Origin of the sequence: Kurthia massiliensis, assembly GCF_000285555.1 — a bacterium.
Classification (GTDB): domain Bacteria; phylum Bacillota; class Bacilli; order Bacillales_A; family Planococcaceae; genus Kurthia; species Kurthia massiliensis.
Genome location: NZ_HE610996.1, coordinates 753,314 through 770,615, shown reverse-complemented (window position 1 = coordinate 770,615; position 17,302 = coordinate 753,314). Strand labels below are relative to the sequence as shown.

14 protein-coding genes are annotated in these 17,302 nt (G+C 41.8%); 9 read left to right on the top strand and 5 right to left on the bottom strand.

Annotated features, from left to right (window positions below; all coding sequences use genetic code 11):
- Window positions 1–115: 115 nt before the first annotated feature.
- From KMHG_RS04090 to KMHG_RS04080, 3 genes are read left to right on the top strand one after another with little or no spacing between them, the layout of a single operon-like run.
- The gene (locus KMHG_RS04090) at window positions 116–1,831 is read left to right on the top strand and encodes an ABC transporter ATP-binding protein (protein WP_010287235.1); all 1,716 of its coding nucleotides are present in this window, start codon (window positions 116–118) and stop codon (window positions 1,829–1,831) included.
- Entirely contained in the window at window positions 1,824–3,629 is a 1,806-nt protein-coding gene (locus KMHG_RS04085) for an ABC transporter ATP-binding protein (protein WP_010287234.1), read from the top strand. Before KMHG_RS04090 ends, KMHG_RS04085 begins: the two co-directional genes overlap by 8 nt.
- Window positions 3,630–3,637: 8 nt before the next feature.
- Window positions 3,638–3,958: a YnfA family protein gene (locus KMHG_RS04080; protein ID WP_010287233.1), complete on the top strand. Its 321-nt coding sequence runs from the start codon at window positions 3,638–3,640 to the stop codon at window positions 3,956–3,958.
- Between the two features lie 137 nt (window positions 3,959–4,095).
- Here the strand turns inward: KMHG_RS04080 and KMHG_RS17340 are convergent, their stop codons facing one another.
- On the bottom strand, window positions 4,096–5,163 hold the full coding sequence (locus tag KMHG_RS17340) for an acyltransferase family protein (protein ID WP_010287232.1): 1,068 nt from the start codon (window positions 5,161–5,163) through the stop codon (window positions 4,096–4,098).
- Between the two features lie 117 nt (window positions 5,164–5,280).
- Here KMHG_RS17340 and KMHG_RS04070 point away from each other — a divergent pair, with 117 nt between their 5' ends.
- Window positions 5,281–6,153, top strand: a complete 873-nt coding sequence (locus KMHG_RS04070; protein ID WP_010287231.1) for a GNAT family N-acetyltransferase — start codon at window positions 5,281–5,283, stop codon at window positions 6,151–6,153.
- Between the two features lie 101 nt (window positions 6,154–6,254).
- Window positions 6,255–6,626 carry a hypothetical protein gene (locus KMHG_RS04065; protein WP_010287229.1) on the top strand — a complete coding sequence of 124 codons (372 nt, stop codon included), beginning with the start codon at window positions 6,255–6,257 and terminating at the stop codon, window positions 6,624–6,626.
- Window positions 6,627–6,660: 34 nt separating this feature from the next.
- Here the strand turns inward: KMHG_RS04065 and helD are convergent, their stop codons facing one another.
- The 3 genes from helD to KMHG_RS04050 all read right to left on the bottom strand — a co-directional run bounded on the left by helD (window position 6,661) and on the right by KMHG_RS04050 (window position 10,696).
- The gene (gene helD / locus KMHG_RS04060) at window positions 6,661–8,865 is read right to left on the bottom strand and encodes an RNA polymerase recycling motor HelD (protein ID WP_010287228.1); all 2,205 of its coding nucleotides are present in this window, start codon (window positions 8,863–8,865) and stop codon (window positions 6,661–6,663) included.
- Between the two features lie 91 nt (window positions 8,866–8,956).
- Window positions 8,957–9,982: a DUF2804 domain-containing protein gene (locus KMHG_RS04055; RefSeq protein WP_010287227.1), complete on the bottom strand. Its 1,026-nt coding sequence runs from the start codon at window positions 9,980–9,982 to the stop codon at window positions 8,957–8,959.
- Between the two features lie 90 nt (window positions 9,983–10,072).
- On the bottom strand, window positions 10,073–10,696 hold the full coding sequence (locus KMHG_RS04050) for a TetR/AcrR family transcriptional regulator (RefSeq protein ID WP_010287226.1): 624 nt from the start codon (window positions 10,694–10,696) through the stop codon (window positions 10,073–10,075).
- 125 nt (window positions 10,697–10,821) lie between these two features.
- Between KMHG_RS04050 and KMHG_RS04045 the strand changes: the two genes are divergently transcribed.
- The gene (locus KMHG_RS04045) at window positions 10,822–13,029 is read left to right on the top strand and encodes an MMPL family transporter (protein WP_010287225.1); all 2,208 of its coding nucleotides are present in this window, start codon (window positions 10,822–10,824) and stop codon (window positions 13,027–13,029) included.
- A 67-nt stretch (window positions 13,030–13,096) separates the two neighbouring features.
- Entirely contained in the window at window positions 13,097–13,669 is a 573-nt protein-coding gene (locus KMHG_RS04040) for a nitroreductase family protein (RefSeq protein WP_010287224.1), read from the top strand.
- A 44-nt stretch (window positions 13,670–13,713) separates the two neighbouring features.
- Here the strand turns inward: KMHG_RS04040 and KMHG_RS04035 are convergent, their stop codons facing one another.
- Window positions 13,714–15,099 (bottom strand): dipeptidase, encoded by a 1,386-nt coding sequence (locus KMHG_RS04035; RefSeq protein WP_010287223.1) that lies wholly within the window; start codon window positions 15,097–15,099, stop codon window positions 13,714–13,716.
- A gap of 125 nt (window positions 15,100–15,224) precedes the next feature.
- Between KMHG_RS04035 and KMHG_RS04030 the strand changes: the two genes are divergently transcribed.
- Complete coding sequence (locus KMHG_RS04030) at window positions 15,225–16,460, top strand: hemolysin family protein (protein ID WP_010287221.1); 1,236 nt, start codon at window positions 15,225–15,227, stop codon at window positions 16,458–16,460.
- A 228-nt stretch (window positions 16,461–16,688) separates the two neighbouring features.
- Window positions 16,689–17,249 (top strand): RNA polymerase sigma factor, encoded by a 561-nt coding sequence (locus tag KMHG_RS04025; protein ID WP_010287217.1) that lies wholly within the window; start codon window positions 16,689–16,691, stop codon window positions 17,247–17,249.
- Window positions 17,250–17,302 lie beyond the last annotated feature (53 nt).

The following is a 17,302-nucleotide window of genomic DNA, read 5'->3' as shown; positions in this document are numbered from 1 at the left end:
ACACATATCTTTTTCATCATTTCTCATAACATGACTGAGCCATTCCTATTTCGTAAACCGAAATTTTATGGGAAAATATGAATTATGTACAAAATAGAAGAAAGGATTGAAAGCGATGAAAAAAATGTTCAGCTTTATTGGGCCGTATAAATGGCCTGCCATCATCGCGCTCGCCTTTATGCTCATCGAAATGGCGGTTGAATTAATCCAACCACTCATCATCGGTAAAATTGTCGATGAGGGAATTATGAAAGGCGACATGACGTATGTCGTCACGTGGGGCAGCATAATGCTTGGCCTCGGTTTGCTCGCATTTGCAGCAGGTTTATCGAACTCATTTTTCTCAGCGCATGCAGCACAAAGTTTTGCGTATGATTTGCGCATCGCGTTGTTTCGAAAAGTACAGTCGTTATCAATGGCTAATTTTTTAAAATTTCAAACTTCTGCATTGATTACGAGACTGACAAATGACGTTACACAAGTACAACAAGTGTTTTTCATGAGTATGCGTTTTATTTTACGCGCACCACTCGTCGTTATCGGTAGTTTAATACTCGTCTTTTTCGTCAATGTACAACTCGCACTTTATTTAGTCGCACCTGTACCGTTGCTATTGCTATTTTTATGGGTGATGGTGCGTAAAGGAGGACGTGGGTTTGAGCGTGTTCAGCGTTCGATTGACCGCATTAACCGCGTCATTCAAGAAAATTTACAAGCGACGCGTCTTATTAAAGCGTATATGCGCGGCTTGTACGAGTCGTCTCGTTTCGTACAAATTGCTAAAGCGCTCCGCAACAATACGTCGCGCGCACTGCAATTAATGGAAATCGTACAACCAATTTTATTAATCGTCATGAACGGAGCGTTGTTACTAATCATTTGGTTCGGTGCAAAACAAATTCAATCGAGCGCGATGCCAGTCGGGGATTTAGTGTCGATTATTAACTATGCGCTACGCATTACCGGCAACTTTAGTATGTTTTCATTTATTATCGTACTGTTTGCACGTGCAAAAGCATCGGCAGAACGTATGGAAGAAGTGCTCGAACTTGATCAAGCACCGACACCGACGACGATGCCAAAAACGCGTCAAAATGACGATGCGATTCGCTTTGATAATGTCTCGTTCCGTTACGGTGACAATGAGAAAGATGTGTTGAAAAACATTTCGTTCGCGATGAAGCGCGGTGAACAAATCGCGATTATGGGTGCAACGGGTTCTGGTAAAAGCTCGCTGTTGCAACTCATTCCGCGTTTATATGACGCACATGGTACAGTGACGGTCGAAGGGGTCGATGTGAAGCAATGGCCGATTCAACCGTTACGCGAACAAATTGGCTTCGTACCACAACGTTCGCTATTATTTACAGGTACGATTTTTGACAACATTACGTGGGGTAAAAAAGATGCGACGATGGAAGAAGTCATTGAAGCATGTCGTAAAGCACAAATTCACGATTCAATTATGACATTTGATGACGGTTATCATACACGCGTCGGTCAAAAAGGTGTGAATTTATCAGGTGGTCAAAAACAACGAATTGCGATTGCTCGTGCGCTCATTCGAAAGCCCGCGATTTTATTGTTCGACGATAGTATGAGTGCACTCGATATCCAAACGGAACAAAAGCTATGGGATGCGCTGCAAGAAGAAAAAGCGACGATGATTGTCGTGACGCAAAAAGTGCATACAGCTCAAGCGACAGATCGCATTTTCTTAATGGACGATGGGGAAATTGTTGCAAGTGGTACACACGCCGAATTAGCGAAAACGTCACCATTATATGCAGCGATTATCGCCTCTCAACAGGAGGTGGAAGCACATGTTTAAATCGTTTAGCTACAAACCTGTGCTGACAAAAGAAATGATTCAAGGCAATAAAAAGAAACGCGATAAAGTGTCGAACATGGGGGCTACGCTGAAACGCATTTGGCATTACGTAGATGAACAACGTATGTTGCTTATCGTCGTATTACTAATGGTCGTCTTAAGCTCTGCCCTACAATTGCTCGGTCCTTATTTAATCGGCCGGTTAATCGACCAACATATTATTCCGAAACAGCTTGAAGGCATTTTTACATTCGTGGCGGTATTGGCGATTAGCTACATATTGCTATCGATTAGTTTGTTTTTACAAAACTATTGGATGATCGGAATCGCACAGCAGACGGTATATCGTATGCGTACCGATTTATTCGACCATTTTCAAAAGCTCCCGATTTCATTTTTCGATCGAAAGCAACACGGTGAATTAATGAGCCGTATGACGAACGATATGGACAATGTGAGTGCGACGTTAAATAGTACGTTTATCCAAGTGTTTTCAAGTATTCTCGTTCTGACCGGAACAGTTGTCGTCATGATTAGTTTGAGTCCACTCATGACGCTCGTAACGATGGTCATTATTCCGGTCATGTTCGTCGCAACACGTTGGATTACGCGTCGTACAGGTCCACTTTTCAAAGGCCAACAACAACGTCTCGGTACGTTAAATGGTATGGTAGAAGAATCGATTTCTGGTCAGTTAATCGTTAAAGCGTATTCACAAGAAAGTCGAATCGTTGATGATTTTACAACTAAAGCAGACGAATTAAAACAAGTCGGCTATTGGGCGAATGTGTACGCAGGCGGGATTCCGAAAACGATGAACTTTTTAAACAACGCAAGTTTTGCGCTCGTTGCACTCGTCGGCGGTATGCTAGCAGTACAAGGTCATTTATCTGTCGGTATGATCGTCATTTTCACCGAATATGCACGTCAATTTACGCGTCCGCTAAACGATTTAGCGAACCAGTTTAACAATGTGCTTTCTGCGATTGCAGGGGCTGAACGTGTATTTGAAATTTTAGATGAACCTATCGAGACAGAGCCACATGCACAACCACTCACAAAGCGTCTTTCGGGACGTATCGCCTTTGACGATGTGACGTTCCGCTACGATGCCTCGACAGAAGAACCGACGTTAAGTCATATGTCGTTTCATGTGCCTGCTGGTAAAACGGCTGCATTAATCGGTGCGACAGGTGCCGGTAAAACGACGGTTATGCAGCTGATTGCACGTTTTTACGATGTCGATGAAGGGCGTGTCATGATTGACGACCGCAATATTGAAACGATTGCCCGCCAAGATTTGCGCGCACAAATGGCATTCGTCTTACAAGAACCGTTTTTATTTGAAGGTACGATTCGTGACAATATTCGTTACGGCCGTTTAGATGCGACCGATGCGGACATTGAACAAGCAGCGAAACAAGCGAATGCCCATGATTTCATTATGAAATTAGCCGGGGGTTACGACCACATTTTAATAGAAGACGGTGGAGATATTAGCCAAGGGCAAAAACAATTGCTGTCGATTGCCCGCGCGCTCGTTGCAGATCCAGCGATTTTACTGCTCGACGAAGCAACGTCTAGCATTGATACCGTTACAGAAATGGCGATTCAAGAAGCGCTCGATCGATTAATGCAAGGGCGTACGAGCATCGTCATTGCCCATCGACTCAATACAGTGAAAAATGCGGACTATATTTTCGTGCTTGAGCAAGGACGTCTCATTGAAGGTGGATTACGCGAGGAATTACTCGCAACGAAAGGGCGTTACTACGATATGGTGATGCAAGGAAAATAGGTGACAGTATGGCAGTTGTGTTGTTTATATTTGCGGGACTCGCAGAGATTGGCGGAGGTTACCTCGTATGGCAAGCGATTCGCGCTGGATACCCAATGTACGTTGGTGTACTCGGCGGCATCATTCTCGCTGCGTATGGTGTGATTATGACATTTCAAGCTTTCCCGTCATTTGGGCGAATTTATGCGGCGTATGGTGGCGTGTTTATCGTCATGTCCGTATTATGGGGGTGGGTCGTAGATGGTCAAAAACCAGACGTCTATGACTGGCTCGGAAGTATCATTTGTTTAATCGGGGCCGCTATTATTTTATTTGCGCCGCGCCATTAAAAGAGGCTAGGACAAAACATTTCATTTCCCTTTTTTAGCGTTCGCAACAAAAAACCGGAACCGCGCCACAGCGCGATTCCGGTTTTTCTTATGCTCAATTGAGGTGTTTTTTTTATACTTTTGTCCCAGCCTCTTTATTATGGAACCGTCCACCATTTTTGCTTGAATAGCTGTGGTCGCGGTGCGCGGATATTGCCTGTGAAAAATGCCGCGTACGGGAAGTAGCGGTAAAATGCCCAAGACAATAACAGTGCAGGCAGTAAGCTAAAGCATGTATAGCCGAATAGCTCATAATCGAAAAAGTTGTTAAATAGTTTATCGAAAGAAATATGCGTATACATAATGACGATAGAATGTTTTGAAATAAATTCAAACAATCGTAATCGGACGAATTTTGTGACGTATTGAATCGTACCGAGTAGAACGATAATGCATGCCATCGGAATCACAAGATCGAGCACCATGTGGTTGTAACGAATAAACTTCATGCTTATATGATAATCGAGCGTCTCATTCCAAGCACCACGCATTGCCCAAACAACGACCATTGTTGCAATGATGTAAGCAATCGGATGAATATGTTTTAATAACTCTCGACAATAATAGCCGATTGCAAAGTATACGACAGCGAGTAACGCAACGTCTAAGTTCCACGGGATAAAAATAGTTTGTGATGCAAGATCTGCATGACCGCCTAAAAAGTCGATGACGTAATCACTTTCTTTTTCAGCGATGTAATAGCAAATCGCGAGTACGAGTAATTGGAACGGCCATTTTAAATAGCGCGTAATGAGCATAAATAAGATGTACGCAGTGAGCATTGTCGTCATAAACCAAATAACTGCGTAGCAACCACGTGCAAAGCGACCACCAATTACGATAGAATATAAATCATTGATGTAGTAATCGAGCGAAACATTTCCCGTAGATAATGCTAAAATATAACGTAAAACGGTAATGATCAGTACGAAAAATACGTATGGTATCATAAGCTGTAAAATGCGTTTTTTAATAGATGTTGCCATTGATTTTCCGCGCTGTACAGGGCGGAAAAAGAGGCCACTTAATAAAAAGAACGCTGGCATATGAAACCAATATATATAGGTGAGCCATGGGTGGTCCATTTCACCAGGGTAATGGCCGATGACGACGAGTAACATTAAAAGACCTTTCGTCGCATCAACCCATGTTAAACGTTGTTTCATTTGTAAGCCTCCAAACCTAGTATATTTTATACCTAGGACGCATTTTTATACAGCACGTTATATGACAAATTGATTACGAAACGATTTCAAAAACATGACAAAAAAGGTGGAACACATATGCAACTTTTTGCAATGAAAGCTTCTTATCCATTAGATGGAGAAACAAAAACAGAAGTACAAGATTTACTCACACGCGCCCAACAAGCGGACGACACAGATTATAGCGTTTTAATGCACGCACCATTTTGGCAAGCAGCGGAACAACGTGGCTTCATGGTGCTCGTATATGACGATGATAAAAACGTATTAGTCGGTGCACTAAGCGCGCTAGATTTATTTGGCTTAAACTCATATGAGTGGGCAGCTGTTGTAGATCCAGCTTACCGTCGTATCGGTATCGGCACAGAACTTGTGGCAGGCTTTAAACACGGATTATCAGAGCGTTCATCAACAGGTGAAATGGCGACAACTTACCCAACAGAAGCTGCGGCTGGCTTTATGGCCGCAATGGGATACGAATACAATTCATCAGAAGCGACACTAACGAAACAAGCAGCGGAACAAACACTCGTGTTACCAGAAGACGATGATATCCGTCCTTATGAGAAAGGTGACTATTTAGCACTTCAACATATGATGGAATTAGGATTCGGTGACCTTGCAGAAGAAACGGAGCAACTTGTCGCACAAACAGAAAAAAACAAACATATGCAATTAGCGATGTACATTGAAGATGGTGTCGCAGTCGGTACGATTTCAACGACGGTACGCGAGCACGAACTTTGGGTAACTGCATTTACAGTAGAACCTGGTTACCGTCGTTCAGGTATCGGTACAAACTTATTAAATTGGGCACAAAACGAAGCGGTTAAAAATGGCCAAACAGAAGTGCTATTAGACGTTGAATCAGACAACGAAGAAGCATTAAACATTTATAAAAAACTAGGCTTTACAGTGAAAGGCCAAGTCGATTATTACGTTGTAAAATAATTATTTGAGAAGGACGGGTTTGTACTCGTCCTTTTTCTTTGTTGTTAAAAACCTTTATTTTACAAAAAAATGTTATGATAGAACTAATGGGAGGTGCTTATATGGACTTGAAAAAACTATCATTTCCAAGAAAGTTAATGCTCGGTGCGAGTGCAGTAGCGATTATTTCATTATTTTTACCGTGGGTAGACTTAGGCATCGTGAGTGCATCTGGCTTTCAACAGCAAGGGTATTTATTTTTAATTGCATTTATTTATCCTGTGTACGCCATTTTTAAAAATAAACCGATTCATAAAATTGGTGGTTTAGCATGTGGTATTATCGCCATCGTCGCATCATTCATTTTTATGAACTCAAAATCTGGGGATTTATTCGGTGCAACGATTAACGCGACAGGCTCTGGATTGTACGTCTTTTTAATTGCGTCAATCGTGTTAACAATTGGTGTATGGATGGATACGAAAAAGGCATAAAAAAGGTTTGCACAAATGTTGTGCAAACCTTTTTTTAAAGTAAAAATTGTTTTTTCGATGGACCGAGTAAATGCAGTTCATGCATCGCACGTGTCGTCGCAACGTACAGTAATTTACGTTCAAGTGGCTTGTCGCGGAAGCCGGTTTTGTCGGTAACGATCATCACAGCGTCGAACTCAAGCCCTTTAGACAAGTGACTCGGTACGACGAGCAACGCTTGCTGGTCAATCGCGGCACCTTCATCTAATAGTTGCGTATGGACACCTGCTTCCATTAGCATTTGGGCAATGTCATGCGCTTGTGCCGTAGTTTTGCAAATCAATGCGACCGATTGATGACGCTGTTGAATATCGGCAAATAGTTCGCTTATGACAGTTGGATCGAATGTTTTCATCGTGTGGAATGCGGGTGGTAATCCGTGGCGGACGACTGGTTCAACGAGTGGTAAATCTTCATCCATTTTTGCTAAAATGTCATTCGCTACTGCCATAATTTCAATCGTCGTACGGTAACTTTTTTGTAGCGTTTTATAGCTTGCGCGAGGGAACAGTTCACGCACCGGCGCCCAATCAGTGAGCGAACGATAGCTATGAATCCCTTGTGCTAAGTCGCCAACCATCGTAAACATGTCCGTATCGAGTCCTTCTTTTAATGCGGCAAGTTGGAAGAGGCTATAGTCTTGCACTTCATCAATAAAGACGACGCGAATTTTATGTTTTTCATCGATGCCTTTAATTTTCGCATGTAAGAAAAAGAGCGCTGCTAAATCTTCGTTCGACCAAACTTCTTTTTCATGTGCTTTTTTAAAAGCAGTGCGTTCTTTTTTCGTCCATTCCGGTGCGAGACGTTGTTGGATATCATCATCGGTTAAAAAGGCACGGTACAACTTTTTCACGTTATGTTTTGAAAAACGCTTCATATAGTGAGAGGCAACTGTTTTTGCTTCTTGCTCGATGGCAGGCAGACGACGGTCGCGTTCATCAATCCATTTCGTCACTTCGCGTTTGCGACGGGCAGGGTCAAAAATGTTTAACGCACGGCCGATAATGTCATCATATTTTTTGTTAAGCGTATATAAAATTTGTTTTTTCTTTTGGCGGACGTGACTTTGAATGACGGCCTTTAGTTTTTTAACACGTTCTTCTAATGGCAAGTATGCATAGTCTTCTAAAAATAGTTCTTGTAAATGGCTCGCACGCATAATGCGGTATTTTTCGATATAAACGTCGTCGAATAAAATCGCCATTTCTTTTGCAAGTTCATCAACATACGTTTGCATCATGTCACGGTAGGCGAGCGAACCTTTTAAACGTGCAATATCGAGTCCGGCTTTTTTTCGCGTATTGACGAGTTGTTCTAAATATTGGTTCGGATCTGTTAGCTTTAGCTTCATTTTCGTCGCGCTCATAACGTAATCGCTAAACGTCGATTGACGAATTTGCCCAACACCTAGTTCTGGCAAGACGTCTGCAATGTAGTCGATAAATAAATTGTTCGGCGCTAAAATCATTAGTTGCGACGCGTTGAAATGTTCGCCCATCGTATATAAAAAGTATGAAATACGGTGTAAAGCAATCGTCGTTTTCCCAGAGCCTGCAGCACCTTGAACGATGATCGGTTGTTTTAAGTGCGCACGAATAATTTCATTTTGTTCAGCTTGAATCGTCGAGACAATTTCTGTTAAACGTACGTCCGCTTTTCCAGCGAGTGCATCTTGTAGTAGTTCATCGTTCGTCGTTAAGTCGATATCGCGCACGTCTACGAGCTTGCCATCTTCAATTTTATATTGGCGTTTTGAAAATAAATGTCCGTTCATTTCTTCGCCGTTGACGTCGTATGTCACGTCACCTAAACGCCCGTCATAATATACGTTCGCAACAGGAGAGCGCCAATCGATGACGACCGGTTCTTGCGTTTCTTTATCGAACAACGACGTTTTACCGATGTACAGCTTTTCGGCTATTTCGCCTTCTTTTTGGAAATGAATGCGCGCGAAATAAGGTTTTTGCATAATCGCTTGTAAACCTTCTTGTTGATTGCGTGCCATATCAAAAAAGCGCGTATTCGTTAAAATGTTTAAGTAGCTCGAACTCGAATCTAAATATTCTAAATCGGCCATCGATTTACGAATGTTGTCTTGTGCTGTTTCGAGGTCGCTTTTAGATTCCTCTAGCAGACGTTGCATATAATGCTTCACGTACGCTAAATGTTGCCGTTCTTGTTCAAACTCTGGATGCATGAAAAATCCCTCCGCTTCAAAAAATCATACTTTCTACTATACGCCAAAAAAGCGCGCAAAAAAAGAACTTGCCTCCGCAAGTCCTCGTTGTTTACCATTTCGCGACATGTTCTTCGCACGTGCCGAGTAATTGTTGGACGTGGAAATACATGCCGTTGTCTAATTTCACACGCCCATTATAATAGCCGACGAGTTGATGCACACTTGACGATACGAGCTTCGCATCCGAATTAGCAACGCGCTCAAAAAACGGTGTAAACGTTAAATCGACATCATTTGAAAAGCGTGTTTCAATGCGCCACGGTTTTAAAAAATCGTTCGTATCGTACGTAAACAAGACGTCTTCGTGAATTTTCGTCATATGCCCGTCGATAAAAATCGCATTTTCGGTCATGCCCGTGCCATCCGTCCATTGACCACCGAGATTTAAACCGACGCGATGACAACCGAGTCGTTGTGACGCCATCGCCCAATTCCACATCGCATTACGTGGCCAAATACCACGACCGTAATCGAGCACCGCAAACGATTCATGTGGTTCGAACGTATACGTTTTCTCGCCAAGTTTCACATAGCCAGTCGCCGGCAATGTATGATGTTTCGCAGTAAATTGGAATGTTTGACGATTCCACGGGATAACGACGTTTAAGCTATCATCATCTTCAGGATGTTGAATTGTTATGTGAACGTCAAGAATGTCATCGTCAAAATCGGGTACGTATATAGAGAGTATCGTTTCACCTTGCGTATGCAGCATATTAATTTTCATCGATGCGTCGTGACACGTCGTATGTTGTAATACTTCTTCAGCCATTTTGACGCGATTGCCGAGTGGGGGTAACGTAATCGTTTTCTCAAAAAATCGTTGCGTTTCATATTCTAAAATATAGACGAAGCACACAGCAGCGTAATCGAGGTGACTAATCGTAGCTGAAACTAAAATCTCATCGCCAAAAACGCACCAGTAATTCCACTTTTTCTTACGCATAAAATGACCCTTCAAATTACTCGTAATGATCGGCTTTCGTGCATAGCCAATTGCGAGTGGATTTAAATTTCCTTTACGGTCGCAAAGCAACGTTGGCTCAAGCAATTCTTTTTCAGCATGCTGTGTCAATGATAAACATCCTTTCCGATTCCTAAATATAAGTTCATTGTAGCAAAAAAATACGCTGTATTCAGCTAATTGCTAAATACAGCGCAACGTTTAAGCAAATAGTCCGGCCCAGAAAAAATTAACAATGTCTTCGGCGCCTTGACGTGTATCTGGGAATAAACGTTTTTCATCATAATCTGTATAACGTCCGACATTCATAAGCGCTAGGAAAGTATGCAAAACGAAGTCGATATTTTTTGTTGGAATCGTCCCACGCTTCATTTCGCGGTCAAATGATTCAATAATCGCTTGATGCATAAACTTTTCTGATTCGTGTACAGCACGTTTTTGCGCTTCGGATAAGCTCGGCATCGCCTCACGAATAAAATTATTCACGTCCATCGATGCAGTGGCATTTGCGTATGCTTCTAGCATGTTGATAAGACGCTCTTTAAACGGATAGCTTTCATCCGCTAACATTCTTTCTGTATGTGTTTTGACGCGTGACATTAAATGTACAACTGTCTCTGTAAATAAAGCAGCTTTTGAATCGTAGTAATAATAAATCGTTGCTTTTGTGACATTACCTGCAGCTGCAATACCATCCATTGATACGGCTTTATAACCGTGTGCCATAAATTCATTCGTCGCTACCCATAAAATCTTCTGCTGCATCGGCATATCTTGCGAAGATTTTTTCGGTCGACCAATCGTTCTTCCTTGTGGACTCGACATAATGACACCCCATTTCTAATTGGTTGTATTTCAATTATACCATGAAGTGTTCAAAACGAATGAATTATAGTTGTTAAATTAACCCTCTAGTATATATAATGTAAGTAACAAAAAGGAGGGATTTCATGAAGAAACATCCATTAGAAGCATGGGGTCAGATGGTTGCAAGTAAAAAAGGTCGCTGGCTATCATTAATTTTTTGGATTTTACTCGTTGCGGTCGTATCGTTTAGCTGGCCGCAAATTAATAGCGTTGACAACGTCTCTAGTGAAAACTTAGCAGATACGGAAATGTCGAAACAAGCTGCGAAAATGGTTGAGGAGCAGTTCCCAGACGATTCCGGGACACCGCTATTACTTGTTTGGCATCGTGAAGACGGCCTGACAGAAAAAGATTTAGCAAAAGTACAAGCATTGTATAGCGAACTAGAAAAAAATCCAGTGCAATCACAATCGCTCGTACCACCATTCGGTAACTTACCACCACAAGCATTGATGGAAAGCGTTTCGGAAAACGGTTCAACGCTCGTTACACCTGTATTTTTTGAAAAAGGTGCCTCTACAGAACAATTTGAAGAAGGCATGAATGACATTACGAAACTCGTAAAAGATGACGCCTCACTAGAGGGCGATTACACGAAAGATGAATTAAACTTGCGCTACACAGGTCCCGTTGCGATCTCAGTAGATGCGACAGGTTTATTCGCAAGCGCTGATGTAAAATTGATGATTGCTACAGTTTTACTCGTACTCGTTTTATTAATTATTATTTATCGTTCACCACTGCTTGCGATTATCCCGTTAATCGCTGTCGGCTTAGCGTACGGTGTCATTAGCCCGGCGCTTGGCTTTATGGCTGAACAAGGATGGATTGACAAAGATGCGCAAGCTGTGTCGATTATGACTGTATTACTATTTGGTGCAGGGACAGACTATTGCTTATTCTTAATTTCAAAATATCGTGAAATCTTATTAGAAGTAGAAGACAAAGGGAAAGCAATGGCCATTGCGATGAAAGAATCAAGCGGTGCCATTTTAATGAGTGCTTTAACGGTCGTTGTCGGCCTTGCAACACTCGGTCTTGCAAACTACGGTACATTTGATCGTTTCGCGGTGCCATTTAGCTTTGGCGTACTCATTATGGGGATTACGGCGCTTGTCGTATTACCAGCAATTCTCGTATTAATCGGTCGCGCAGCGTTTTGGCCATTCGTACCACGTACGGAAGAAGCGGAACGTGCACGCGCTGAAAAACGTAATAAACCGTTTAAACAGCACCGTCCGAAACATAAATGGAGTGCAGCCGTTGGTGATTTCGTAACGAAAAAACCGATTGCTATCATTATCGCGACGGTCGTATTTTTAGGTTCACTTGCTGCATTCGCACCGAAAATTCAATTCACGTTCGATATTTTATCGTCATTCCCTGAAGATATGACGTCACGTGAAGGTTATACGCTTGTTGAAGAAAACTTCTCACCAGGTGAATTAGCACCTGTACAAGTCGTTGTCGATACAGATGGTCAAGATGTCGACTTACAAAAAGGCTTAGGTGATTTAGGCTTTATTGATGTGGCTGGTGAAAAGCGTGTCGGTGAAAAAGATGACAATATTCAACTGTACGAATTGAGCTTAGATGACAACCCATATTCAGCGGAATCACTCGATCACATTCCAGAAATTAAAGACAAAGCGATTGCGTTATTAAAAGATGCGGGTGTCGAAAAAGCAGATGAAAAAGTATGGATTGGTGGCGAAACAGCGTCTCAATACGATGAGATGCAAGTAATCGCTGACGATGAAAGCTTAATTATGCCGGTCATTATTGCCTTCATCGCATTGCTATTACTCGTTTATTTACATTCGATTACAGCAACGCTTTATTTAATGGCAACGGTCATTTTATCTTACTTCTCAGCATTAGGCTTAGGTTGGATTGTATTGCACTACGGTATGGGCATTGATGCGATTCAAGGGTCGATTCCATTGTATACGTTCGTATTCTCTGTCGCGCTCGGTGTCGATTACAACATTTTCATGGTGTCTGAAATTTGGCAACGTCGTAAAAACAAACCGTTAAAACAATCGGTATCAGAAGGTGTAAAATATACAGGTAGCGTTATTACGTCAGCCGGTTTAATTTTAGCCGGTACGTTCGCAGTTCTTGCGACGTTACCGATTCAAGTACTCGTACAATTCGGTGTTATTACAGCGCTTGGCGTATTACTTGATACGTTTATCGTTCGTCCGTTACTCGTACCAGCGATTACGACGGTACTTGGTCGCTACGCATTCTGGCCAGGAAAGCTATGGAAGAAACCGAACGACAAATAACGCGATTGATTTTTTAACGTGATGTGGTATCGTTGATAGCGATAATAAGTCTTAGGAGTGAGTAGCAGTGAACGAACAATCTTTAACAGTCAAAGAGGCTATTCGTGAGCGCCGTTCAATCGGTGTATTTAACAAACAGCCTGTAGATGTACAAGATATTTTAGATATTATTGATGACGCAGTATGGGCACCAAACCATAAAAATCGCCAACCTTGGCGCGTTATTTTAGGTGTTGGTGAAGGGTTACCGAAAGTATTGGACGTCATCCGTGACGTGACAATTCCGAACCATGCAAAACTGTCAGCAGAAGAAATCGAACATAAAATGACGAAATTTTTAACACCAGGTGCGTATGCATTCGTTGTCGTACCAGAAGATTTACGTCAACATGAGCGTACAGAAGATTTTGCGGCAGCAAGCTGTTTCATTCAAAACATGATGTTACTTGCATGGGATCGCGGTATCGGCTCTATTTGGAAAAATCCAACTTGGTTAGATAGCCCAGAATTCATCGAAGCAATCGGTGCAAAACCAGGAGAACGCGTCATCGCGATGTTACAACTTGGCTACTTTGATAAAGTTCCTGAGAAAAAACCACGTAAATCAGCAGAAGAAATCGTAACGTTCTTCGGAGAATAATAAAAAAGCCTCGACAAACATCGAGGCTTTTTTGTTGCGCTATATTAGATTTTTTCAATGCCAGCAACGCTGTTGAAGTAGTGAGACACAACGCGTAAACCTTTATCGAAGTTTTCTAAGTGGAAGTGTTCGTTCGGTGCGTGGAAGTTTTCAGTTGATAATGCGAAGCCCATCATAATGACTGGCGCGCCTAAAATTTCGTCGAATGTTGAAACGATTGGAATTGAGCCACCTGAACGGATGAACGCTGTTTTTTGATCGTATTGTGTTTCGTAAGAGTGACCAGCAGCTTGTACGTAAGGGTGATCGAATGGTGCGATAAATGGTTTCCCTTTATCGAATTCAGTAATTTCGATATCAACGCCTTCTGGAGTATGTTTCGCAACGTGTGCACGAAGTAGTGCAACGATTTCGTGTGGGTCTTGGTTCGGTACTAAGCGGCAAGTAATTTTTGCGCCAGCTTGTGCAGGAAGAACTGTTTTAACACCTTCACCAGAGAAGCCACCGAATACGCCGTTAATTTCAAGCGTTGGACGTGCCCAAGTTTGTTCTAAATAAGTGAAGCCTGATTCACCGTAAAGTGTTTTAACGCCAGCTTCTTCTTTCATTTGTTCTTCATCGAAACCTAGCTCTGCGTAAGCTGCACGTTCTTCATCTGAAATTGGTAATACGTTGTCGTAGAAACCTTCAACAGCGATATGACCGTTTTCATCGTGGAATGAAGAAAGAATATCAGATAAGATGTGGATAGAGTTGTGAACACCACCACCGTACATACCTGAGTGTAAGTCACCTTTGGCAGTACGTACGTCGATTTGGATACCTGTTAAGCCACGTAATGAATAAACGACAGCTGGCTTACCAGGTGCGTATAGAGACGTATCAGAAATTACGACAACGTCTGATTTTAAGTAATCTTTATGGTCAGCGATAAATTGGTCTAAATGAACAGAACCGATTTCTTCTTCGCCTTCAAAGATGACTTTCACATTGACTGGCAATTTTTCGTCTGATGCAAGCATTCCTTCAAGTACTTTTACGTGCATGAACACTTGACCTTTATCGTCTGAAGAACCACGTGCGAACATAATGTTGTCACGGATTTCTGGCTCGAAAGGCATGCTATCCCAAAGTTCGATTGGATCGACTGGTTGTACATCGTAGTGACCGTATACAAGAACAGTTGGTGCACCTTCAGCGTGTAACCAATCAGCAGTTACGACTGGGTGACCCGCTGTATCGTGGATCGTTGCGTTTTCCATACCTGCTGTTGTTAATAAATCTGATAAGTGGTTTGCAGCTTTGTACATGTCATCTTTATGTTCAGAAAGAGAGCTAATACTTGGAATTGATAAGAAAGCTTTCATTTCTTCTAAATGACGTTCGCGATTTTCTGCAAAATATTTGTTTAAGTTTTCTAAGTTACTCACTGAAAATCCCTCGCTTTTGTTTATTTATTGTTAAGCACTACAAATTATATCATAGCGACAAAATGATGTGTCAAAGTAGTCATGTTTTCGGGTACTTAGTATATAAATGGGGAAGGAGCGTTTATATGGAATTTATTTTACTAGGCGTTTTACTGTTATTATCAAGCTATTTTGCGGCAGCGGAAACAGCGCTGACTGCTATTAATAAAATGAAAGTACGATTACGTGCGAAGTCTGGAGATGAGCGCTCGATTTTTATGTTAAAAATTATTGAGAAACCAGACCGTATGATTACGACGGTGCTCATTTTAAACAATGTCGTCAACATTTTACTACCAACAATTGTGACGATTATTGCAATTAACCACGGCTGGAAAGTGTCGATTGCGACGGCGATTTTAACGATCGTACTTATTTTATTTGCAGAAGTGTTACCGAAAACGATGGCGGTAACGTATGCTGAGCCGATGTCTTATTCGGCACCTGTGTTGAAACCGATTTATTACTTAGTAAAAATTTGTACGCCAATTGCGGTCATCGTTCAGAGCTTTACGAACATTTTCATGCGCATTTTAACACGTGGTGCGGTGACAGAAGGGAAAATGACGAAAGCGGAAGTACGCGCGGTCATTGATATCGCAGAGACGTCAGGTGCGTATGACCAAGTGGAAGGGAAACGACTGAAAGAAGTGCTCGACTTTCCAGATAAAGATGTAGAAGATGTGCTCGGTGCGCATCGCACAGAAATTATCGGCTTGCCACTCGCATCGACATTTGACGATGTACGTGACGTCATTTTACATCACGGTTATACACGTTACCCGGTATACGATGAAGATATCGACCATATCGTCGGGCTGTTTTTATCAAAAAAATTAGTCGAATGGTCGATTGATCCGACGCGCCAGCTAGAAGAATTTTTAGATGATGATCCATTGTTTATCGCGCAAAATATAGAAGTGGAACGAGTGTTCAAACGAATGATTTCAGCGAAAAAACATTTAGCAATTGTTTTAGACGAATACGGTGGTACGCTCGGCATCGTGACGACCGAAGATATGATTGAAGATATGATCGGTCAAAATATTGAAGATGAAACGGACCGTACGACACCACTCATTTATGAAGTAGCAGCGGACCGCGTCATTTGTAGTGACCGTATTGATATTGACCAAGTGAATCAGTTATTACAATGTCACATACCGACAGATGCGCATGGCATTATCGGTGGACTTATTATTGATGAGTTGCAAAGGTTGCCACAAGTCGGCGATCGCCTACAAGTAGGGGATGTGTCGCTCGTCATTGATGATACGGAAGGTACACATGCGACGAAGGTAACCATTATGAAAATCATATAACGAAAAAAGGCATTTCCGAATTCGGAAATGCCTTTTTGTATGGGTAGCTTACATGAAAAAGTTCCTTATCTTACACGATTGTAAGGTAAATGAAAGTTAAACCGATAGAGCGTAAGGTTCGTTTCCGTAATAATAAGTGTATAAAGAAAAACATAACTTAAACATTTCGCTGATACATACAGCACACATATAACGAAAAAATTCGAACCACTCAGGAGGTTACACACTATGGAACAATTACAAAACACTACATTAAACGACGTATACGAAGAATACAATCGCTACATTTACCACTTATGCTTAAAGCTAACACGCAATAAAGCAGAAGCAGAAGACTTAATGCAAGAAGTATGGGTCAAAGTTGTCCGCTACGAATCATACGTTGCACAAGTCGATCATTTAAAAGCATGGTTAACAACAATTTGCATGAATACATTCCGCGACCGCTATCGCAAAAATGTACGCCGCAGCAAATATATGATTAACCAACCTGATACATTAGACGTGCCTGTTCTTGATTTAGTTCCAAACGATGAATTATCAACAGAGGAATTAATCGAAAAGGAAGACGTGGCGAAAATCGTTCAAGACAAAATCGGTCAATTAGACGGTATTTACAAAAATACGTTACTATACTTTTACGTGCATCAGTTATCTTTAATCGAAATCGCTGATGTTATGAAAGTATCAATCGGTACTGTAAAATCTCGTCTTTTCCGTGCGAAAGCGCGTTTAAAAGAAATGATGTTGTCAGATGAAGTGTCAGCATCTGCTATTATGCCTGCATAACAAACTCCTCATCCCCCGAGGTTTATATAGAAAAGAAGCCTTGCTTTCGTCTG